Genomic DNA, 20,203 nt, shown 5'->3' with positions numbered 1-20,203 from the left:
TGGAGGTGTTGTGGAGACCGCCGCCACATCGGGCGTCGATCGGCATACTCGATGTCATGGTGATCGAAGAACGGGCGGTTCCCCGGACCCGCGGGAGTGCCCGGGGGAAGCTGGTCAGCGGGCTGCTCATCGGGGCGGTCGTGCCGTTCGCGGTGCTGACGGCGATGCGGCTGGTGGGCTACGACGGCAACACGTACACGATCGCGGCGCTCGCGCTGACGCCGTACGCCGGGATCGCGACGCTGGTGCTCGCCGTTCTCGCGCTGGGACTCCGCCGCTGGTGGGTCGCGGCCGTCGCCCTGGTCCTGACCTTCACGATCGCCGCGCTGGTGCTGCCCCGCGCGTTCGCGAACGAGCAGAAGGCGCTCGGCGGGAAGCACGTCCGCGTGCTCGCGTCGAACATGCTCGGCGGACAGGCGGATCCGGCCAGGATCGTCGGCTACGTGAAGGAACACCAGGTCGACGTCCTGAGCCTGACCGAGCTGACGCCCGAGGCGATCACCGGGCTCGACCGGGCCGGGTTGTTCCGGCTCCTGCCGTTCCACGTGCTGCATCCGGCGGAGTGGGCGTCCGGCTCCGGGCTGGTGTCGAAGTACCCGCTGACGCCGCTGACGCTGAGCGGCGACTCGACCTACAAACAACCGAGCGCGGGCGTGGACCTCGGCGACGGTGTCCGGATCGAGGTCGTCGCGGTCCATCCGGCGGCGCCGATGTGGGACAGGCACGCGTGGGTCGACGAGGCCAAGGACCTGCCGTACGCCGACGCGGAGCACGACATCCGGATCCTGGCGGGCGACTTCAACGCCAGCCTCGACCACTCGGTCTTCCGTGAGCTGCTGACCAGGGGATACGTGGACGCGGCCGATCAGCTGGGGAAGGCGCTGCAGGGGACCTGGACGAACGGGGCGGTGCCGCCGGTGCCGATCGACCACGTGCTGGCGGACAAACGGGCGGCCATCGCGGACTTCAAGGTGCTGGAGACGCCCGGCAGCGATCACGATGCCGTGTACGCCGAGGTCGTGCTGCCCGGAAAGTGACCTCCCGCTGGAAAGCTCCCCGCTCATGAGGAAGCTCTGGGGACTTCTCGCGCTGCTGCCGGTCGCGGCCTGTGTGCCGGGACAGCTGCCGCCGGGTGATCCGGCCGGCGCGCTGGGCTTCGCCGCCCGGCCCGGCGAGGGACCGTCCCTCGCCCGTCAGGACCCCGCCGTCGAGATCGAACGGCTGTTCCGGCCGGGTACCGACCGGACACCGGTGGCGCTGGCCAAGGCGGGCCGGAACGTCATCGGTGTCGGGTACCGGGAGTACACCGGCGAGGAACGGGCGGTTCCGGTCGCCTGGGTGTCCGCGGACGAGGGGCGTGGCGCGCGTGAGGTCGTGTTGCCGCAGGACAGGCCGGGGTACTGGGCGCCGAGGGCGATCGCGGCCGACGGCGATCAGGTTCTCGTCGCCGGTGCCCTCGGCGCGGACGTGCGGGTGTGGGCCTCCGGTGACGCGGGCGCGACCTGGACGGTGTCGCCGGTCCCGGTGCGCTCGGGCGACCCCTGGCTCTCCACCGTGCTCCGGGTGGACGGGAAATGGCTGCTGGCCGGGGGTTCCTCGGCCGGAGCACTGGTCATGACCGGTGGACCCGGCGCCTGGGAGCCCGTTTCGCTCGGCGAGGGCCGGATCCTCGGCGGGACGGCCGACAAGGCGGGCAAGGCGGTGCTCTTCGGGGACCGGACCGAGTGGAACCGGTCCCAGACGTCGAACCGGTCCTGTGCGGTGGTGTGGGCGTCCGGCGGCGGCTGGCAGCGAGGTGAGCTGGGCTGCCCGGCCGAGGGGATCACCACCGCGGTGACCCTCGAAGACGGGCGGGTGCTGCTGGCGAGCAACCGGGATCTGTGGATCCGGCCTAGCTGAGCAGGGCGTCCAGCGCCTTGAGGGTCTCGAGGCCCTTGCTCGCGAGTGAGACGCCGCGGCCGTGCCGGATCTGAGGTTCGCGCGGGTTGATCCGGACCAGGGCGCCGGTCGCGGCGCTGGCCAGCTCCGAGTAGCGCCGCACGGTCGGCACGGCCTGCCCGGCGCCGAGTTCCACCACCACGAGATCGCGATGCGCGCGGCGCCACGCGGTCAGCTCGTCGAGCTGGGCCTGGCTGCGCTGCCCGAGCCAGTCGTAGTCGCCGAACATCAGGATGTTGGGGCGCGCGAGGCCACCGCAGCGCGGGCACGACGGCAGCGGGGCCGGGGCGCGCATCGTATCCTCGTCGACCGGGACCTCGACGTCGTCCGACGGCCAGATCTCGTTGGTGCACCGGGAAAGGCACTGCAGGTGATGGATCGACCCGTGCGCCTCGGCCACGTGCGGAAAGCCGGCCTTCTGGAACTGACCGTCCACATTGGACGTGAACGCGCGCACGCCGCCGGGTTTGCGCGAGCCCCAGGACGCCAGCAGCCGGAATCCCTCGTGCGGGACGGTGGCGCGGTACAGCGCGAGCCGGTGCCCGTAGAAACCCCAGGCCAGCTCGGGATCTTCGGCGAAATGCCGCGGGTCGGCGAGTTCGACGAAGCTGATCCCCAGCCGCTCGTACGGCGGATACGCCTTCCAGAAACCCTCGTCGCCCCGGAAATCGGGCAGGCCGGAGTCGACGCCCATGCCGGCGCCGGCGCAGACGAGCAGCGCGCCGGCGCCGTCGATCAGTTCCGCGGCTCGTTCGAGCTCACTCACCCGGCTTCGAAGCCTGGACGACCTCGAATTCCAGCAGGTTCGCCCCGCTGGAGACCGGCTTCGCGCGCTCGCCCGCGTGCGCCTCACGTGCCGGGCCGGACGCCCACGCCTGGTACGCCTCTTCGGACTCCCACTTCGTGTAGACGAAGTAGCGGCTTTCGCCGGAGACCGGGCGGAGCAGTTCGAAGCCGAGGAAGCCGGGCTGGTTGTCGACGGCGTGCAGCCGTGCGGCGAACCGCTTCTCCAGCTCGGGGCCTGCGCCCTCGGGGACCTCGATCGCGTTGATCTTCACGACAGCCATGCCGTCCACCCTACGGTGAAACTCTTTTGCGCCGCGATGTGATGCGTGGGACCTTCCGGGGAATGGCCGACACGAAGATCCTCATCTCCGGCGCGAGCGTCGCGGGCCCCGCGCTGGCGTTCTGGCTGACGCGGTACGGATTCGACGTGACCATCGTGGAGCGCGCGCCTTCGCCGCGCCCCGGCGGTCAGGCCGTCGACCTGCGCGGAACGGCCAGGGAGGTCGCCCGCCGCATGGGCCTGGACGACCGCATCCGCGCGGCGTGCACGGACACCGTTGGCGAGACGCTCGTCGACCGGAAGAACCGGACGAAGGCCACCCTCCGCGCCGACGACTTCGGCGGCGACGGGGTCCTCGCCGAGATCGAGATCCTCCGCGGCGACCTGACCGAAGTGCTGTACGAGGCGACCAGGGAGCAGACGGAATACGTCTTCGGCGACCGGATCACCGCGCTGGACGAGCGGGCCGACGGCGTCGATGTCACCTTCGCCAGTGGCACGCGGAGGACGTTCGACGTGGTCATCGGGGCGGACGGGCTGCACTCCGGAGTGCGGGCGCTGGCCTTCGGCGAAGAGTCCCGGTTCGTCCGGCATCTGGGCTCGTACCTGGCGTTCTTCACCGTGCCGAACCGGCTGGGCCTGCGGAACTGGGCGATCGGCTTCGACGACGTCGGCCGGTCCGCCGGGATCCGCGCGATTCGCGACGGTGGCGAGGCGATGGCCTACTTCGGGTTCGCCTCGGAGAAGGTCGACTACGACCACCGCGACATCGAGGCGCAGAAGGCGCTGGTCCGCGGGTTCGCCGCCGGGATGGAATGGGAGGCGCCCTGGCTGCTGGAACGGCTGGACGACGCCCCCGACTTCTACTTCGACTCGTGTGCCCAGGTGGTCATGGAATCGTGGTCGCGCGGCCGGATCGGGCTGCTGGGCGACGCCGCGTTCTGCCCGTCGCCGCTCTCCGGACAGGGCACGAGCCTGGCGTTCGTCGGCGCGTACGTCCTCGCCGGGGAACTCGCCGCCGACCTCGACACCGGCCTCAAACGGTACGAGTCGGTGATGCGCGAGTTCGTCGAGAACACGCAGGCGATGGGGCGGGCCAACGCCGAGACGATCTTCGCGAAGTCGCGGACGGCCCTGCGGACGAGGTACCTGATGATGCGGGCGATGCGGCTCAAACCGGTCGCCGCGCTGGCGTCACGGAAGATGCGGGACGTGGTGAACGGGATCGACCTGCCCGACTACCGCCACTAGAGGACTACTTGCGACAGGTGCCTAGCCCCGCAGGGTGCCCGGCAGCAGTTCGGCGTCCGGCGGGATCACCGTGCCGTGGAACCAGGCGTCGAAGAACGGCCGCAGATCCTGCTCCGAGAGCTTGATCGTGAACGCCTCGAAGTCCGCCCAGGACGCGTTGGCGTTCCGGTACGCCGCCGGCCATTCCTTCAGCAGCCGTGCGAACGCGCCTTCGCCGATCTTGCGCCGGAGCGCGTGGATGGCGAGGATCCCCTTGTCGTAGACGCCGTGGAATTCCTTTCCCGCCCCCATGCCGACCAGCTTCGGCGTCCAGAAATCCGGGCTGCCCCGCATGATCTCGAGGGCGGCGCGATAGCGGTCGTCGAGGTTCTGGCCGTCCCGCGATTCCTGCCACAGCCATTGCGCGTACGACGCGAGACATTCGTTCAGGCAGATGTCGGACCACGAATTCAGCGTCACCGAATCGCCGAACCACTGGTGTGCGGTTTCGTGCACCACGGTGATCAGGTCGGCCCATTTCGCGTAGGTCGGCCTGGTCTGGGTCTCCAGCGAGAAGTGGATGTCCTCGTCGAGGTAGATCCCGCCCGCCGCGTCCACCGGGTACGGCCCGAACTTCGAGGTCAGGAAGCCGATGATCTCCGGCAGCCGCCTGCCGGTGTCGCGCCGGTCCTCCGCGCCCGGCGCGTACGCGTTGACCAGCGGCGTCCCGTCCGGGAGCGACATCCGGTCGACGGTGAACTTGTCGATCGCCACCGTGGTCAGGTAGGCCGCCACGGGCGTGCGCTCCTGCCAGGACGTCGTGGACCAGCCGTTCGCCGAGGTCTTCTGGATCTCGCGGCCGTTCGAGATGACGGTCCAGCCGTCCGGCACCCGGGCGGTGAGGTTGAACATCGCCTTGTCGCGCGGGGTTTCGTTGACGGGATACCAGAACGACGCCGAATGCGGCTCGCCGACGATGAACGCGCCGCCGTCCTTCGACTTCTGCCAGCCGTTCTCGCTGCCGCCCGCCTTGGGGGTCGCCGAAGGGTCGCCGCCGTAGACGACCTTCGTGCGGAAAGTGGTCCCGTTCCGGATCGGTTCGGCGGGCGTCACCACCAGCTCGAATTCGCCCTCCCGGGCGAACTTCGCCGGTTTTCCCTCCACTTCAACGGATTGGACAGTCAAGCCGCGTAAGTCCAAGTTGTACCGATTGAGGTCTTGGGTCGCTTTCGCGGTCACCGTGGTGTCGCCGTCGAGACGCCCTTTCGCGGGGTCGTAAGTGATTCCGACCTGGTATTCGACCGCGTCGTAACCGCCGTTTCCGTCCATCGGGTAGTACGGATCACCCGCGCCCGCGGCACCCGGCGCCGGGTTCATCGGCGGCGGTGGTGGGGGCGCCGCCGGGGGAGGATCGGCACTGCACCCGATAATCAGGGCGCAGATGACCCCCAGGACCAGACCGGCGGCGGGGACACGGCTGCGCATGGAGGGGAGCTTAGTGGTGATTCAGCGCGACGGGTTGATCACTTTCGGCGGTGACGGGCCGCCGATCGTCCTCCTGCACGGGCTGATGGGCAGGGCCACGACGTGGTGGCGGGTCGCGCGAAGGCTCGAACCGTACGGGCGTGTCCACGGTCTCGACGCGCGCGGGCACGGACGCGGACCGCGCGGTGGCCCCTGGCGCACCGAGCGGTTCGCCGACGACGTCGCCGCGGTCCTGAAGACCTTCGACGAGCCCGCGGTCCTGATCGGACATTCGATGGGCGGCCTGCACGCGTGGGTCACCGCGGCGACGCATCCCGGCCTCGTCCGCGCGGTGGTCTGCGAGGATTTCGCGCCGGACCAGCGCGGGCGGACCGTCGACGACTGGCGCGGCCACTTCGAATCCTGGCCGGTCCCGTTCCGGTCACTGGCCCACGTGCGCGAATTCTTCGGCGACACCGGCGACTATTTCATCGAATGCGTCGAAGAACGCGAAGACGGTTATCACCTGATCGCCTCGCTCCCCGATCTGTACGAGATCGCGGCGGAATGGGGACGGCGGGATTTCTGGGAGTACGTCGAACGCCTCCGATGCCCGCTGCTGGCGATCGAAGGCGAACGGACGGCGATGCCGCACGGGCAGCAGGCCGAACTCGCGGCCCGCGTGCCCGGCGGCCTCGGCCGGCACATCGTCGTCGAGGGCGCCGGGCACGTCGTGCACGAAGAGGCCCCGGAGACCTACCTCGGTGCCGTCGAAGCGTTTCTCTCCGACGTCATCGGGTAGGCCCCGGAGCCACACGCTCAGCCCTTCGCCAACTGAGCGTTGATCCAGGCGCGCAGCTTCGCTTCGCCGGGGTAGCCGATGTTCCGGGAGGACGGCAGTTCCGCGCTGTTGCGGACCCCGACCAGCGTCGGGAGATACTGGATGTTGTACCGGCTGGAGAGGTCCCGGCTGCGGTCGACGTCGACCTCGCCGAGCAGGAACTTGCCGCCGTACTCACCGGCGAGCCGTTCGATGACCGGCTTCATCTGGCGGCACGGCGGGCACCAGGTCGCGCCGAAGTCCATGATGACCAGCTTCTGCTTCGAGATGTTCATGACCTCGGCGTAGTTCGCCGACGTCACCACCATCACGTTCTCGGCCATCGGTGACGGCGCGGCCGAAGCGACGCCGGAACCGAAACCGGTGATGAGCGCCAGCACGCCGGCCAGCACGCAGACGAACCGTTTGCATTTGGACAAGACGTTCTCCTTAGATGCGGGGTGTGTCCACTCAGGACGAAGAACCGGTCGGCAAACCGTTCGAGACCCAGTCTTCGATGCCTTCGCGGTACTTGCGGACGTTCGTGTACCCGAGCTCCAGCAGCCGCCGTCCGACGAATTCACTGTTGCGGCACGGCGTGTTCGCGCAATAGACGACGATCGCGGCGGTCTTGTCCGGGAGCACCGTCGGTGCCAGGTGATCGGTGAATTCGGCGGCCTGTTCGTACGGGAATCCCGGAATGTTGCGCGCTTCCGGGAGATGCTCCTTTTCGAAATAGGCGGCCGGCATCGTGTCGACCACCACCACAGACCCGGCCTCCATTCGGGAGAGCAGTTCCGTACGAGAGATCAACGGCAGCATGGTGCCCCTTCTCTTCACGACCGTGATTGACGATTCCCATCGTCGGCCGTCTACCGGGACGCGCTCTAGTGCCGCCTCGACATGCCGGAGGGTTATCGACCGGAGGGACCTGCGCGATGGGCGATCGCGAAGGTCCGTGAAGGCCTCCTTCCCTACCCTCAAGGTAGGCAAGGAGGCCTTCACGGAGCACGCCACCCGCGACCAGAACGCGCCCCGCCAGCCGGGCGCCGCGGCCGTCAGCCGGCGGCCAGCCGCCCGTGCCGGTGCAGCCAGGTCCGGTACGGCGCCGTCCGTTCGGCCAGCTGCCAGTACCCCGCCGTCGCCTCGCCCGCGAGTTCCTGGACGCGGGGCGCGCACGGGCCGTCCTCCCGCCAGGCCAGCACGTGCCGCACGCACATCGGCGCCCCCGCCAGCGGCCGGATGACCAGGCCGTCCGACGGCGGCCGGGTCGGCTGGACCAGTCCGACGCCGTAGCCGCCGCTGACCAGGTCTTCCCGCGCGGTGTCGATGTCCACGTCGTGGGTGATCCTGGGGTCGAAACCGTGCGCGAGACACATTTCGCGGAACACGACCCGGCAGCCGTCGCCCCCGCTCGACACGATCCAGTCCTCGCCCGCCAGTTCGGTGAGTTCGATCTCCTCGGCGTCGGCGAGCGGATGCCCGGACGGGACCGCGACGAACGACGGTTCCCTGACCAGGGTCATGGTCCGCACCTCCGGCGGCACCGGCAGCCCACGCCCGCCGCAGATCATGATCAGCGCGAGGTCGATGCCGCGGTTCGCGACCTGCGCGAGCAGCCGGGTGCGGGAGGTGTCCGCGCGCGTGCGGAACGGTTCACCCGGACGCAGGTCGCGCAGCCCGCCGAGCAGCGAACCCGTGATGGCGCTGTCGTTCCAGCCGATTCTGACCGATTCGCCGACTTCCGGTTCCTGGCGGTGGAAGTCGAGCTCCAGTTCGTCGAAGGTGAGCACGATCGCGCGCGCCCGCCGCAGGATCAGGGAACCGAGTTCGGTCGGCCGCACCCCGTGCTGGTCGCGGTGGAACAGTGAGCCGCCGACCATCCGCTCGATCCGGCGCAACTGGTGGCTGAGCGCAGGCTGCCCGAGCCCCAGCCCGGCCGCGGCACGGTTGAGACTGCCCGAGGAAGCGATTTCACAGATCACGCGAAGATGCCGAACCTGAATCTCCATGACTTCGTATACCGCGCTCCGCCCGCGTCCGGCACCCCCGAAGGTCGCGGCGATTCAACCGTTGTCCCGCAGGCACGAAAGATCGTCGAATTCCTATAACGCGATGACAGCCACGATCGGCAATACCGCGGATTACCCGCCGTGGCTACGTTCGGTCGACGCCTCAACTCCGGCGCATATCACGCGAATCAGGAGCCGTCTTGCTGCGACCACAGCCGCTCACCGAGCATTGTACCGATCCGCTGGCGCGCGCCGAGCACGTTTGCATCGGCGTCAGCCCGTTCAACAGCTATTTCACCGTGGACCGGATCGCCGATCTCGCCCGCTGGGCCATGTCGGCCTTTCAGGGCTTTCATTTCTTCGTCCCGGACGGGCCGTCCGCGTTCACCCTCGAAGCCCTCGGCTACGACCCGGTTCGCGCGGCGCAGAAGGCGCAGCGGCAAGGCAACTACACGCGCAACAAGATCGTCCGGGCGTTGCAGCAGGTCTGCCCGTCGGATCCGCACACCCTGATCCTGGACGCCGCGGTGCTCGAAACCGATCGCGCGTACCTCGGCCTGCTTTCCGAGGCACACCAGCGGTTCGCCACCGACCCGGAGTTCTCCGAGCAGTGCCTCGGCGCCACCGGCTGGGTGCTGGACCGGCGGCTGCCCGAAGGCGAACACCCCAGCCATGACCAGCTGCGCAGCGCGGTCCGGTACTTCCTGGCCGAGTTGCCGATGTTCGTCGGCACCGTCGCGGTCGCCGGGGTCGAAAGCTCCGTTTTCGCCTACCACCAGCGGGTCGGGTTCCTCGAACGGCTGTACCGCGGCGAACTCTCCTGGCGGCCACTGCCGGGTCAGGGATTCGTCGTCCTCGAACAAGCCGTCCCGGAACGGGCGGAGTGACCGTGGAACACGACGACTTCTCCCTGCGCCGGGTACCCGCCGAACGCCGTTACTCCTGGGTTTCCGTCGCGCTGCAACGGTTCGGGCAGGTCTCCTCGTTCCACCAGTTCCTGCTCGGGGCGGTACTCGGGTTCGGCATGACCTTCTGGAACGCGGTACTGGCCATCACGATCGGTTCGGTGCTGCTGGAGATCATCACCATCCTGATGGGCATCGCCGGCACCCGGGAAGGGCTGTCCACGTCGGTGCTCGCGCGCTGGACCGGATTCGGCACCGGCGGGTCCTCGCTGGTCGGGCTGCTCATGACGCTGAGCCTGGCAGGCTGGTTCGGGGTGCAGAACGACGTGTTCGCCCACGGCCTCCACGCCTTGATGGGCGGCCCGCCGGTCTGGGTGTGGGCGCTCGCGGGCGGCGCGCTGGTCACCGCGATCGTCGTGTTCGGCTTCCACGCGATGGCCTGGACGGCGTACCTGACGGTGCCCGCTTTCCTCGCGCTGGCAGGGTATTCGATCGTCACCGCACTCGACGACCATTCGCTGCCCGCGTTGATGGCCGAGCCGCCGCCGGGGCCCGCCATGTCGCTGGCGCAGGGCACCACGCTGGTGGCGGGCGCGTTCATCATGGGCGCGATCATGACCCCGGACATGACCCGGTTCAACCGGACCGCGTCCGACGTGGTGAAACAGACCTTGGTCAGCATCACCCTCGGCCAGTACCTGATCGGCCTGATCGGGGTTCTGCTCGCGCACGCGGCGAAAAGCGCCGACGTGGTCGGGATCATCACCTCGTCGTCCGGGGTGCTCGGCACGCTGATCCTGGTCACCGCGATCCTGAAGATCAACGACTGGAACCTCTACTCCTCCTCGCTCGGGCTGGTGAACACCGTGCAGGTGCTGCTGTCCCGGCGGCTCGACCGCACCACCGCGACCCTGCTGCTCGGCGGTCTCGGCACGGTGCTCTCCGCGATCGGCATCCTCGACCATTTCACCACTTTCCTGACCTGGGTCGGCGTGCTCACGCCACCGGTGGCCGGAGTGGTGATCGCCGAGTACTACGTGGTCCGGCGCTGGAAACCGGATCTGGACGCCACTCGCGCGTCCGGGGAACTGCCGTCGTCTTGCCCGTCCTGGGTTCCCGTCGCGCTGATCTGCTGGGTGGCCGGTGCCGCGGTGGGTGCCTGGCTGCCGTGGGGAATTCCCACGGTGAATTCCGTTTTCGGCGCCTTTCTCCTGTATGTTCTTCTGGGCAGACGGACCAGGGTCACGGGCGGTTCCGTGGCGATGACTTCTTCCGACGGGGCGAAAACCCGTACGTGACAAAGGAGTTCGACGTCGTACAGCTTGATGTTCACCACCTGCGGGTGATCCGGGCGATCGCGGACACGGGCAGCCTTTCCCGTGCCGCGATCGCTCTCGGCGTCACCCAGCCCGCCGTTTCCGCGCAGCTCAAACGTTTGGAGAACATGCTGGGCTATCAGTTGTTCGATCGGCGGGAAGGCAGCGTGACACCGACGCCGATGGGCGAGCTGCTGTTGCGGCGGACCGCCGCTTTGCTGCCACAGCTGGACAAACTGCTCGAAGACATCGAGCAGCGCGTCTGTCCCAGCGGCCCGCCCGACGTCGTCCGGGTGGCGTCCGTGGCCAGCGCGCTGGTCGCGCATCTGCCGTCGCTGGTGCACCGGTTGTGGCCCGAGGTCTCCGAGGTGCAGGTCGTGCACGATGACCATCCCGAGCGGCTGCTGCCGTTGCTGGCCCAGCGGCGCGCGGAATTGGGGCTGGTCAAGGAATATCCGGGATACGAGCTCGAAATCCCCGCGAGTGTGGACACCGCGGTGGTGGTGACCGAGCCGACCTTCGTCCTGCTGCCGGAAGGACATCCGCTGGCCCGCGAGGAGGTCGTCGACCTGCGTGCGCTGCGGGACGAATCCTGGGTGATGGTGTCGGATTCCTCGGCGGCCACGTTCACCAAGTACTTCGCCGACACCTGCGCGCGGTACGGCTTCAGCCCGTCGGTCGCCCATCAGGTGACCTCGCAGCAGGTGGCGCTCATGGTCGTCCGGGCGGGCGCGATCGGCCTGTCACAGCCGATCTGCGATCCGCGGAACCTCGGCGTCGTGACCCGGCCTCTGCTCGGGGATGTGTTGCCGCGCAGGCATGTTCTCGCCTGGAACCGGGAGACCTTCGTGGCGGGGCGACGGGAGGAACTGCTCGCCGCCGTGGTCGAAACGTACTGGGCCGAGGCGAGGACGGCCCCGGTTTACGCCGGATACCTGGAGTCCCACGGTGACTTGGGGACCCGCCCGGACGACGGATGATCGGGTCACGTCGTCCGGGCGGGGGTTCTCATCGCGAGGGGCGCAGCGGCCCGGGATAGAGGAGCTCGTCCGGCGGCCGCACCGTGCCGTCCAGCCACGCGTGGTTGAACGCGCCGAGATCGAGCTGGGTCATCGCGGAGACGTAGAGCTCGAAGTCGTGCCAGTTCTGGTTGCCCTGCGGGTTGATCATCGGGAAGCCCGCCATGATCTGGAAGAACCCGTCGTCGCCGATCGTGCGGCGCAGCGCGTGCACCATCAGCACGGCCTTGGTCGTGGGCGCGAATTCGGTTCCCTTGCCCGGATCGGTGATCTTGGGCGCCCAGAAACCGGTGTCACCGCTCACCTTGGCGACCATTTCGCGGTAGCGCCGGTCGAGGTCGACGCCGTTCTTGGCCTCGTCCCACAGCCACACCGCGTACTGCGCGATCGACTCGGGCATCAGCGTGTCGCGCCACATCTTGCCGCTCACCCCGGCTCCCCACCACTGGTACGCGGTGGCGTACACCAGATCGGCGATGGTGGCCGTGCGGCCGTATACCGGCCGGGTCTGGGCGCCGTGCGTGTAACCGAGAGAACGGTCGAGGAACAGTCCGCCCGCCGCCGATTGCGGGTAGTCGCCGAACTTCCCGGTGAGGAACTCCAGCACCTCAGGCAGCTGTCCGCCGATCTTCCGTTTGTCGACGGCGCACGGGTGGTAGGCGTTGATCGCGGTCCGGCCACCGGGAAGCGTGATCCGCTCGACCTCCCAGCGCCCGATGCCGAGCATCGCCGTGCTCGGCGCCAGTGCGGTGTCCTCCGACCAGGTGACGGTGTGCCGTCCGAAGCCGGCGGGCACGTCTGAGACCGGTAAACCGTTGCCCAGCACGGAGAATTCGTCCAGGATGGTGACGGAGACACGCAAGGTCGCTTTGTCGACCTCGGTGCCGTTGACGGGGAACCAGGTCATCGCCGAACGCGGCTGGCCGGTGGCGACGGCGGAATCGCCGGGGGTGCCCAGCCAGCCGACGCGGCCACGCGCCGTGCCGATCGGCTCCGGGCGCCCGTCGTAACCGACCACCACGGTGAACCGGGTGCCTTCGGCCAGCGGGGTCCGCGGGGTGATCACCAGCTCGTGTTCACCCGCCCGCCGGAACGCGGCGGGCACCCCGTCGACGGTCACCGAGCGCACGGTGAGGCCGCGCAGGTCGAGGTCGAACCGGCTGAGGTCCTGGGTGGCCGTCGCGGTGATCGTCGCCTTGCCGTTCAACAGCATCGAGTACGGCGAGTAGTCCAGCGCGAGCGCGTACTTGTCGACGTCGTAACCGCCGTTGCCGTCCTTCGGGTAGTAAGGATCGGCGCCGAGGACGGTACCGTCGGGTGAAACGTGCACGTACCCGTCACTGCCGGGTGCCGGCTGAGCCGCGGCCGGAGCCTGGCAGGTGCCGATCATCGTGGTGGCGAGCAGCGCGGTGCACAAGGGCTCCTGCCACCGAATCCGCACGGTCATGAACGAGCCTTCTCTCTACGGGGGAGGATGCCCGGCCATCGTGCGTGCGCCCGCGCCGCGCGCGGCACTGTCAGCCGGGCATGCCACGGGGTTATCCCGGCCGATAACCCCACGGCATATCCGCCCGGGACTACCCCGCGCCGCACCGGGGAAGAGATCGTCGGGGCATGCTGCCCATCCCCGCGCTGCTCGCGCTGACGACGACGGTCTTCCTCGGCTGCCTCACCGAAGTGCTGCCCGCCGGGCTGCTGCTGGGCATGTCCGAAGACCTGGGCGTTTCCCCGTCGGCGACCGGGCAGCTGGTGACGGTGTACGCGATCACCACCGCGCTGACCGCCATCCCGCTCACCAGCGCGACACTCCGGGTCCCGCGCAAACGGTTGCTCCTGCTGTTGATCGCCGGTTTCCTGGTGACCAACCTGCTGATCGCCGTGTCCTCGTCGTATCCGCTGATCCTGGCCGCGAGGATCTTCTCCGGCGCGCTGACCGGGGTGATGTGGTCTCTCGTCGCCGGTTACGCGATGCGTCTCGCCCCGCCGGGACTCACCGGGCGTGCGCTGGCCGTGGCCATGTCCGGCACCCCGATCGGGTTCGCCCTCGGCGTGCCCGCCGGTACCGCGCTCGGCGAACTGGCCGACTGGCGCTGGGCCTTCGCCGCGATGGCGCTGATCACCGTGCCGCTGATGGCGTGGGTGATGGCCGTGGTGCCCGCCGTCCCCGCGGATCCGGCGGCGTCCACCCGGCCGCTGGCCGCGTCCAGACTGCCCGGAATGCGGCCCGTGCTGGCGACGGTGGCGCTGTTCTCCTTGGGGCACAACGTGGCCTACACCTACATCGGCCCGGTTCTCGCCGGGCTGGGCGTGGCGGGGATGCTGGGCGTGGCGCTGCTGGTGTTCGGCTGCGCGACGGTCGGCGGGCTGATCGTGGTGGGTACCGCGCTCGACCGCCATCCGCGGGCCGTGCTGATGTTCTGCACCGGCGCGACGGCCGCGGCCATCGTCCTGCTGGGGATCAGCGACGGTGTCCACGGCCTCGTGCTGACCGCCGCCGCGCTGTGGGGGCTGGCGTTCGGCGGCGCGCCCACCGCGTTCCAGGCGGTGACCGCGCTGATCGCGGGCCCCACGGCCGACGCCGCCCAGTCGCTCACCATCGCGGCCTGGAACGGCGCCGTCGCCGGGGGCGCGCTCATCGGCGGTCTGCTGCTGCCACTGGGAACGTCGTCGCTCCCTTGGGTCGCCGCCTTCGTGATCCTCTTGCCGCTGGCGTTCAGCCGGCGAGTCGTGCTTTCAGCGCCCGCAGATCGGTCCCGGGCCCTACGATGAGCGGCCAGACGTCGGAGCCGAGGAACCCGGTCTCGTCGGTCGCCGCCGTCGCGCCGCAGAGGTCGCGCTCCAGCCCGTGCTTCGCCGCCAGCGTGCTGACCGCGTCCTTTGTGGACTGTCCGAACAGGCCGTCGGTGGGGACGGCGAAACCACGTGCCCGCAGGAGTTCCTGGGCCACCCGCACCCGCGGTCCGGTGTCGCCGGGTTTGAGCAACGGCCACTCTGGCAGGTCGGCCTTCGGCGACGCCGAGCCCAGCAGGCCGCCGACGGCGGTGCGCAGCTCCGGAAGCCGGTTGTACAGCACGGTTCCCGGGCATTCGGTCGAGTTGAAGTCCCGGTGCCCCTTGATGAACTGCGGCGAGATCCCGTACTGCGACGCGATGTACGCGACCATCTTCACCAGCGAGTCCCAGAGCGCCGGTGTGACGTTCTCGGTGCTGTAGAGGCCTTCGTTCTCGATCCCGATGCAGGTGCTGTTGTTGTTGCCCACGTTCGCGCCCAGCACGTGCTTCGTGCCGCCGCGCAGCACTTCCAGGCTGCGGTGGCGGCCTTCGGTGATGTGCCCGCCGCGGCTGTTCGTGAACTGCTGGCCGCTGTCCACCCAGCCGCGGGTGTCCATGTGGAAGTTCTGGATCGCCCGTGACGCCCAGAAGGCGTGTTCGAGCGAATAGTCGGTGACGTTGCCGGGATCGACCGTGTGGTGCACGACGATGTACGTCGGCTTGTGGTTCTGCACCTCGATCGTCCCGTTCGGCGGCCGGGCGCCCCAGGCCGCCGTGTCATGGATCTTCGGTTCTGCTGCCCCAGGCGCCGCGACGGCGGCGGCGGAAAACGTTGTCGTCCCCAGTAGCCCGACGGCACTTACCGTCAGGCCGCCCTTGAGCGCGGTACGTCGGTCGAAGTCGGCCACGGGCGTAGCTCCCATCATGCGCGTTGGCCGGAAAACTAACCCGCCATCGCGTCGTTGACAACCATTGACCAACTTTTGTCGTAATGCGTTAGTGTTCCCCGGGGAGGGCGAACAGGCCGTCGCCGGTCTGTTCGAGCAGGCCGTCGACCAGCAGGGAGTCGAGGCAACGGTCGCGCTGCCCGGATTCGTCCCAGACGAGATCGAGCCGCGCCTTCTCGACCGGGCCTTCGGTTCCGCGCAGGACGTCGAGCAACAGCCCCCGCACCTGGCGATCGGTCCCCGCGAACTTCTGGACCTGCTTCGCGGGTCCGGCGTAGGCGGGTTTGCCCGCGTGCTGCCAGGCGCAGTCGTCGTAGATCGGGCAGTCCGCGCAACGCGGCGAGCGGGCCGTGCAGACGAGCGCGCCGAGTTCCATCAGCGCCGCCGAGAGTTTCGCGGCGGGCGCGTCTTCCTTCGGCAGCAGGGCCTCGACGTCGGCCATGTCGCGGGTGTTCGACGGCGGCCCGGCGTCACCCGCGCCGTGCACCGCTCTCGCCACCACGCGCCGGACGTTCGTGTCCACCACCGGTGCCCGCTTGCCGTAGGCGAAGGCCGCGACCGCGCGCGCGGTGTACGCGCCGATACCGGGCAACGCGAGCAGAGTGTCCACATCGGACGGAACGACGTCACCGTGTTCGGCGGCGATGACGGCCGCCGCCGCGTGCAGCCGCAACGCGCGGCGCGGATAGCCGAGTTTGCCCCAGGCGCGCACGACCTCGCCCTGGGACGACGCCGCCAGCGCCGACGGCACCGGCCAGCGCGCCATCCATTCGAGCCAGATCGGCTGGACCCGCGCGACCGGCGTCTGCTGCAACATGATCTCGCTGACGAGCACACCCCAGGCGGTGCATTCCGGCTCACGCCAGGGCAGATCGCGCCCCACTTCGTCGAACCATCCGGTCAGCACATCCGCGTCGACGCCCACCCTGCCAGCTTAAAAGGTGAGCCCGCGCGGCCACCCTTGGGGCTGAAGGGGCCTTTCCCTTCGTCTCACGTGGTGAAGGGCGCTTTCACCGCGTCGCATGCGGTGAAAGTCCCCTTCAGCTCACGCGACCTCGGACAACCGCCCTGTCTTCACGTCGTAGACGAAACCGCGGACGTTGTCCCGGTGCGGAAGGAAGTCGCTGCGCCGGACGCGCTGCACCGACCGGCGCACGCTGTCCTCGACCTCGCGGAACGCCTCGACGGCCCAGGTCGGGCGCAGTCCGGTGCTCTCTTCGAGCTCGTCCTTGAAGTCGTCTTCGGTGACCATGGACAGGCCGCATTCGGTGTGCTGGACGATCAGCACCTCGCGCGTGCCCAGTTTCCGCTGGCTCAGCGCGAGCGAACGGATCATGTCGTCGGTGACGACACCGCCGGCGTTGCGCAGGACGTGGGATTCGCCCTGGAGCAGGCCGAAGATCTCGAACACCCGGATACGGGCGTCCATGCAGGTCAGAACCGCCACCTGGAGTGAGGGCCTCGGGGACGAACGGTCACCAGGAGTGACGTCGCCCAGCTCCTGGTTTCGCTTGAGAAGTACGTCTATTGAGGTCACACGACCATTTGAACGGACACGCTCGGTGAGAGCAACGCTTTACGGGCTACATCACGGCCCGAACCAGCGTTCTTCGGCCGTTCGTGGCGGCGCCGACGTGCGGCCGACCCGCAGTTCGGTCTGCAGGGTGATCACCTTCGGCCCGACCCGGTCGGCCGAGCTGAGCAGCAGCTTGCCCGCCGCCTTGCCCTTCTCGAGTACCGGCTGGTGGACCGTGGTGAGCCCGGATCGCTCGGCCTCGGTGATGCCGTCGAAACCGGTGACCGTCAGATCCTGCGGCACCCGCAGTCCACGGCGTTCCGCCTCGGCCAGCGCGCCGAGCGCGAGGATGTCCGAAGTGCAGATCACGGCGGTGACCTGCGGATACGCGTCGAGCAGCTGGCGCGCGGCCGACGCGCCGTCGTCCACGGTGTGGTCGAAGCGTTCGACCACCGGCACGGTCGACCAGTCGACACCGGCCGCGGAGAACGCGGCGGCCAGCGCCTCCAGCCGGATCCGCTGCACGTGGAAGTGCGCGGCGCTCTGCCGCTGGATGGAGACGAAGTCGTCGTTGCGCTCGCGGCCCAGCCGCATGCACAGCACGCCGATCTGCCGGTGGCCCAGCGAGATGAGGTGCTGCGCCATGGCGGTGACCGCGGCCGCGTCGTCCGGGCCGACCCGGTCGACGCCGTCCACTCGCGGCTGGTCGACGATCACCGTCGGCACCGGGCGCTCCAGCACGGCGCCCAGATGCGGGTCGTCGTCGGGCACGGAATAGACGACGAAGCCGTCGACGCCCGCGCGGTGCACGGCCGCGACGTCCTCGCGGCCCGGGCTGGCCGGGACCAGGTGCAGGCCGACGCCCGCGTCCTCGCACGCCAGCGCGAGCCCTTCGAGCACGCCGATGGCGGCCGGGTCGCGGAAAGCGTAGGAGAGGTTCTCGGTGAGTAAAAGACCGACAGCACCCGCCTTGCGCGTTCGCAGTGATCGGGCCACCGGGTCCGGGCCCGGGTAGCCGAGGCGGCGCGCGGTCTCGAGGACGCGTCGGCGCAGCTCAGGGGACAACTGGTCCGGTCGGTTGTAGGCATTGGAGACGGTGGTCCTCGACACACCGAGCTCTGCGGCCAACGACGCCAGTGTCGCCTGCCTCCTGGTGCGGATAGGACGGCCCATCCGCAAACCGTAACGGTTCAGAACGTTTTGCAGAAGCATCACCCGACGTGTGGCAGGTCTCGATTCAGAGTGACCCTGGGTACAGCTCGTACCTGGACAGGGGGCGCCATCAGCCGGATGGGGTACAGTTGAATCTGACAACGGTTTCCATTACCCGGCATCTGGGACACCTGGCCTGGGCATCCGCAGGAGTGCAGTAAATGAATTCCCGCCGTACTAAGAGTGTTTTCGCGGCCGTGTCGGCCCTGGCCGTCCTCGCGCTCGGCGCGACGGCTTGCGCGTCCGGCGACAAGGCGTCGACGGCGTCCGGTTCGCAGAACGCCGCCGCCGCGAACCCGGGTGGCGGCGAGAAGATCAAGGTCGTCGCCTCGACCGACGTCTGGGGCAGCGTCGTGACCGCCGTCGGCGGCGACAAGGTCGAGGTCACCTCGATCATCCACGACCCCTCGGCCGACCCGCACTCCTACGAGACCACCGCGAGCGACGCCATCGCCGCGAAGAACGCGAAGCTGACCCTGTCCAACGGCGGCGGCTACGACGAGTTCTTCTCGAAGCTCGCGGACCAGGCCGCCGGCGCGCAGAAGCTCGTCGCCGTCGACATCGCCGCGACCGGCAACGAGAACGAGCACGTCTGGTACAGCCTGCCCGGCGTCGAGAAGATCGCCGACCAGGTCGCCGCGAAGCTCGGCGAGATCCAGCCCGCGTCGAAGGACGCCTTCACCGCCAACGCGACCGCGTTCAAGGGCAAGACCCAGGAACTGCTGAAGAAGGTCACCGGGCTGGGAGCCTCGGGCGGCAAGGTCGTCGCGACCGAGCCCGTCGCGCACTACCTGCTCGACAGCGCGAAGGTCACCGACGCGACGCCGCCCGCCTTCGCCGAGGCCGTGGAAGCCGAGCAGGACGTGCCCGCCGCCGCGCTCAACCAGGTCAAGCAGCTGATTTCCGGCAAGCAGGTCAAGGCGCTGATCAACAACGCGCAGACCACCACCCCGGTCACCCAGCAGGTCGTCGGCGACGCCAAGAGCGCCGGGATCGCGGTCGTCGACGTCACCGAAACACTTCCCCAGGGTGTGACCGACTACATTGCATGGATGACGAAGTCGGTGGACGCGCTGGCGGGGGCACTGAAGTAGTGACCTCCGTACCTGCCGAGGCGCGTGCGTGCGTCCGTGTCCGCGGGGCGAGCCTCGCGTTCGGCACCAGGACCCTCTGGTCCGGGCTCGACCTCGACGTCGAGCCCGGTGAGTTCCTCGCGATCCTCGGGCCGAACGGCTCCGGGAAGAGCAGCCTGCTCAAGGTGCTGCTCGGTCAGCAGGGATTGCCCGAGGGCACGGTCGAGATCGCGGGGCGGCGCCCCGGCGGGCAGAACCGGCGGATCGGTTACATCCCGCAGCAGCGCGCCCTCGACGAGGGCCTGACGATGCGCGGGGTGGATCTGGTCGGCCTCGGCCTGGACGGGCACCGGTGGGGGACCGGGCTCTTCGGGATCGCGAAACGGCGGCAGCTGGTGGCGCGGGCGATCGAGTCCGTCGGCGCCCAGGCGTACGCGAAACAGCCGGTGGGGCGGCTTTCCGGTGGCGAGCAACAGCGGCTCCGTGTCGCGCAATCGCTGGTCGGCGACCCCGAGGTGCTGCTGTGCGACGAGCCGCTGCTCTCGCTCGACCTCGCCCACCAGCGCGCGGTCAGCGAGCTGATCGACGAGCGACGGCGTTCGGCCGACACCGCCGTCCTGTTCGTCACCCACGAGATCAACCCGATCCTGTCCTATGTGGACAGGGTGCTCTATCTGGTGAACGGCCAGTTCCGGGTCGGCAAGCCGGACGAGGTGATGAACTCGGAGACACTGTCCGAGCTGTACGGCACGCGAATCGAGGTGCTCAAGGTCGGCGGGCAGATCCACGTCGCCGGGGCGCAGAGCTCGCTGTGCGAGGACGAACCGCACCACATCGACGAACAGGTCAGCTAGCGCAGGTGGCAGACGAAGTGAGGTTATTCGTGCGGCTTGGACCACACGCGGAACCCGCCC

At 69.1% G+C, this 20,203-nt stretch carries 21 protein-coding genes; 10 read left to right on the top strand and 11 right to left on the bottom strand.

The features are described 5' to 3' along the window. Positions 1-56: 56 nt before the first annotated feature. Both ACLJRM_RS37880 and ACLJRM_RS37875 read left to right on the top strand, forming a co-directional pair. Positions 57-1,037, top strand: coding sequence for an endonuclease/exonuclease/phosphatase family protein (locus ACLJRM_RS37880; protein WP_410665805.1), 981 nt, complete (start codon positions 57-59; stop codon positions 1,035-1,037). Positions 1,038-1,062: 25 nt separating this feature from the next. Beyond that, a complete protein-coding gene (locus ACLJRM_RS37875; RefSeq protein WP_410665804.1) occupies positions 1,063-1,899 on the top strand; it encodes a hypothetical protein in 837 nt (278 codons plus the stop codon). Here the strand turns inward: ACLJRM_RS37875 and ACLJRM_RS37870 are convergent. Both ACLJRM_RS37870 and ACLJRM_RS37865 read right to left on the bottom strand, forming a co-directional pair. Then, complete coding sequence (locus tag ACLJRM_RS37870; RefSeq protein ID WP_410665803.1) at positions 1,892-2,704, bottom strand: SIR2 family NAD-dependent protein deacylase; 813 nt, start codon at positions 2,702-2,704, stop codon at positions 1,892-1,894. The two genes, ACLJRM_RS37875 and ACLJRM_RS37870, sit on opposite strands and share 8 nt — an antisense overlap. Further along, positions 2,697-3,005: an antibiotic biosynthesis monooxygenase family protein gene (locus tag ACLJRM_RS37865; protein WP_005165349.1), complete on the bottom strand. Its 309-nt coding sequence runs from the start codon at positions 3,003-3,005 to the stop codon at positions 2,697-2,699. Before ACLJRM_RS37865 ends, ACLJRM_RS37870 begins: the two co-directional genes overlap by 8 nt. 62 nt (positions 3,006-3,067) lie before the next feature. Here ACLJRM_RS37865 and ACLJRM_RS37860 point away from each other — a divergent pair, with 62 nt between their 5' ends. Continuing rightward, the gene (locus ACLJRM_RS37860) at positions 3,068-4,255 is read left to right on the top strand and encodes an FAD-dependent monooxygenase (protein WP_410665802.1); all 1,188 of its coding nucleotides are present in this window, start codon (positions 3,068-3,070) and stop codon (positions 4,253-4,255) included. Between the two features lie 21 nt (positions 4,256-4,276). On the opposite strand, the gene ACLJRM_RS37855 is transcribed toward ACLJRM_RS37860, so the two are convergent. Further along, on the bottom strand, positions 4,277-5,719 hold the full coding sequence (locus tag ACLJRM_RS37855) for a M1 family metallopeptidase (protein WP_410665801.1): 1,443 nt from the start codon (positions 5,717-5,719) through the stop codon (positions 4,277-4,279). Between ACLJRM_RS37855 and ACLJRM_RS37850 the strand changes: the two genes are divergently transcribed. After that, entirely contained in the window at positions 5,718-6,500 is a 783-nt protein-coding gene (locus tag ACLJRM_RS37850; RefSeq protein WP_101611048.1) for an alpha/beta fold hydrolase, read from the top strand. The genes ACLJRM_RS37855 and ACLJRM_RS37850 overlap by 2 nt on opposite strands. Positions 6,501-6,517: 17 nt before the next feature. Here ACLJRM_RS37850 and ACLJRM_RS37845 read toward each other — a convergent pair whose 3' ends face one another. The 3 genes from ACLJRM_RS37845 to ACLJRM_RS37835 form a co-directional block, all read right to left on the bottom strand. Further along, positions 6,518-6,958 carry a thioredoxin family protein gene (locus ACLJRM_RS37845; RefSeq protein ID WP_410665800.1) on the bottom strand — a complete coding sequence of 147 codons (441 nt, stop codon included), beginning with the start codon at positions 6,956-6,958 and terminating at the stop codon, positions 6,518-6,520. Between the two features lie 31 nt (positions 6,959-6,989). Further along, complete coding sequence (locus ACLJRM_RS37840; protein WP_101611046.1) at positions 6,990-7,340, bottom strand: rhodanese-like domain-containing protein; 351 nt, start codon at positions 7,338-7,340, stop codon at positions 6,990-6,992. 236 nt (positions 7,341-7,576) lie between these two features. Next, complete coding sequence (locus tag ACLJRM_RS37835) at positions 7,577-8,503, bottom strand: LysR family transcriptional regulator (protein ID WP_410605059.1); 927 nt, start codon at positions 8,501-8,503, stop codon at positions 7,577-7,579. A 227-nt stretch (positions 8,504-8,730) separates the two neighbouring features. Here ACLJRM_RS37835 and ACLJRM_RS37830 point away from each other — a divergent pair, with 227 nt between their 5' ends. The 3 genes from ACLJRM_RS37830 to ACLJRM_RS37820 are packed head-to-tail and all read left to right on the top strand — an operon-like array spanning position 8,731 to position 11,731. Continuing rightward, entirely contained in the window at positions 8,731-9,417 is a 687-nt protein-coding gene (locus ACLJRM_RS37830) for a tRNA-dependent cyclodipeptide synthase (RefSeq protein WP_410665799.1), read from the top strand. 2 nt (positions 9,418-9,419) lie between these two features. Then, entirely contained in the window at positions 9,420-10,733 is a 1,314-nt protein-coding gene (locus ACLJRM_RS37825; protein ID WP_410665798.1) for a purine-cytosine permease family protein, read from the top strand. Further along, positions 10,730-11,731: a LysR family transcriptional regulator gene (locus ACLJRM_RS37820; protein WP_101611043.1), complete on the top strand. Its 1,002-nt coding sequence runs from the start codon at positions 10,730-10,732 to the stop codon at positions 11,729-11,731. Before ACLJRM_RS37825 ends, ACLJRM_RS37820 begins: the two co-directional genes overlap by 4 nt. Before the next feature lie 28 nt (positions 11,732-11,759). Here the strand turns inward: ACLJRM_RS37820 and ACLJRM_RS37815 are convergent, their stop codons facing one another. After that, a complete protein-coding gene (locus ACLJRM_RS37815) occupies positions 11,760-13,217 on the bottom strand; it encodes a M1 family metallopeptidase (RefSeq protein ID WP_410665797.1) in 1,458 nt (485 codons plus the stop codon). A 167-nt stretch (positions 13,218-13,384) separates the two neighbouring features. Between ACLJRM_RS37815 and ACLJRM_RS37810 the strand changes: the two genes are divergently transcribed. Beyond that, a complete protein-coding gene (locus ACLJRM_RS37810) occupies positions 13,385-14,539 on the top strand; it encodes an MFS transporter (RefSeq protein ID WP_410665796.1) in 1,155 nt (384 codons plus the stop codon). On the opposite strand, the gene ACLJRM_RS37805 is transcribed toward ACLJRM_RS37810, so the two are convergent. The 4 genes from ACLJRM_RS37805 to ACLJRM_RS37790 all read right to left on the bottom strand — a co-directional run bounded on the left by ACLJRM_RS37805 (position 14,484) and on the right by ACLJRM_RS37790 (position 18,177). Continuing rightward, positions 14,484-15,449 carry an N-acetylmuramoyl-L-alanine amidase gene (locus ACLJRM_RS37805; protein ID WP_410665795.1) on the bottom strand — a complete coding sequence of 322 codons (966 nt, stop codon included), beginning with the start codon at positions 15,447-15,449 and terminating at the stop codon, positions 14,484-14,486. The genes ACLJRM_RS37810 and ACLJRM_RS37805 overlap by 56 nt on opposite strands. Positions 15,450-15,537: 88 nt before the next feature. Continuing rightward, entirely contained in the window at positions 15,538-16,413 is an 876-nt protein-coding gene (locus ACLJRM_RS37800; RefSeq protein WP_101611039.1) for an A/G-specific adenine glycosylase, read from the bottom strand. A 120-nt stretch (positions 16,414-16,533) separates the two neighbouring features. Beyond that, positions 16,534-17,025, bottom strand: coding sequence for a beta-class carbonic anhydrase (locus ACLJRM_RS37795; RefSeq protein ID WP_101611038.1), 492 nt, complete (start codon positions 17,023-17,025; stop codon positions 16,534-16,536). Between the two features lie 51 nt (positions 17,026-17,076). Next, a complete protein-coding gene (locus tag ACLJRM_RS37790; protein WP_101613561.1) occupies positions 17,077-18,177 on the bottom strand; it encodes a LacI family DNA-binding transcriptional regulator in 1,101 nt (366 codons plus the stop codon). 200 nt (positions 18,178-18,377) lie between these two features. Between ACLJRM_RS37790 and ACLJRM_RS37785 the strand changes: the two genes are divergently transcribed. Continuing rightward, on the top strand, positions 18,378-19,310 hold the full coding sequence (locus tag ACLJRM_RS37785) for a metal ABC transporter solute-binding protein, Zn/Mn family (RefSeq protein ID WP_101611037.1): 933 nt from the start codon (positions 18,378-18,380) through the stop codon (positions 19,308-19,310). Next, complete coding sequence (locus tag ACLJRM_RS37780; RefSeq protein ID WP_410665794.1) at positions 19,310-20,143, top strand: metal ABC transporter ATP-binding protein; 834 nt, start codon at positions 19,310-19,312, stop codon at positions 20,141-20,143. Before ACLJRM_RS37785 ends, ACLJRM_RS37780 begins: the two co-directional genes overlap by 1 nt. Positions 20,144-20,203: the final 60 nt, after the last annotated feature.

It is taken from the genome of Amycolatopsis sp. lyj-84 (assembly GCF_046549075.1).
Taxonomy (GTDB): domain Bacteria; phylum Actinomycetota; class Actinomycetes; order Mycobacteriales; family Pseudonocardiaceae; genus Amycolatopsis.
The sequence above is the reverse complement of the archived record's forward strand: the minus strand, read 5'-3'. Positions and strand labels throughout refer to the sequence as shown.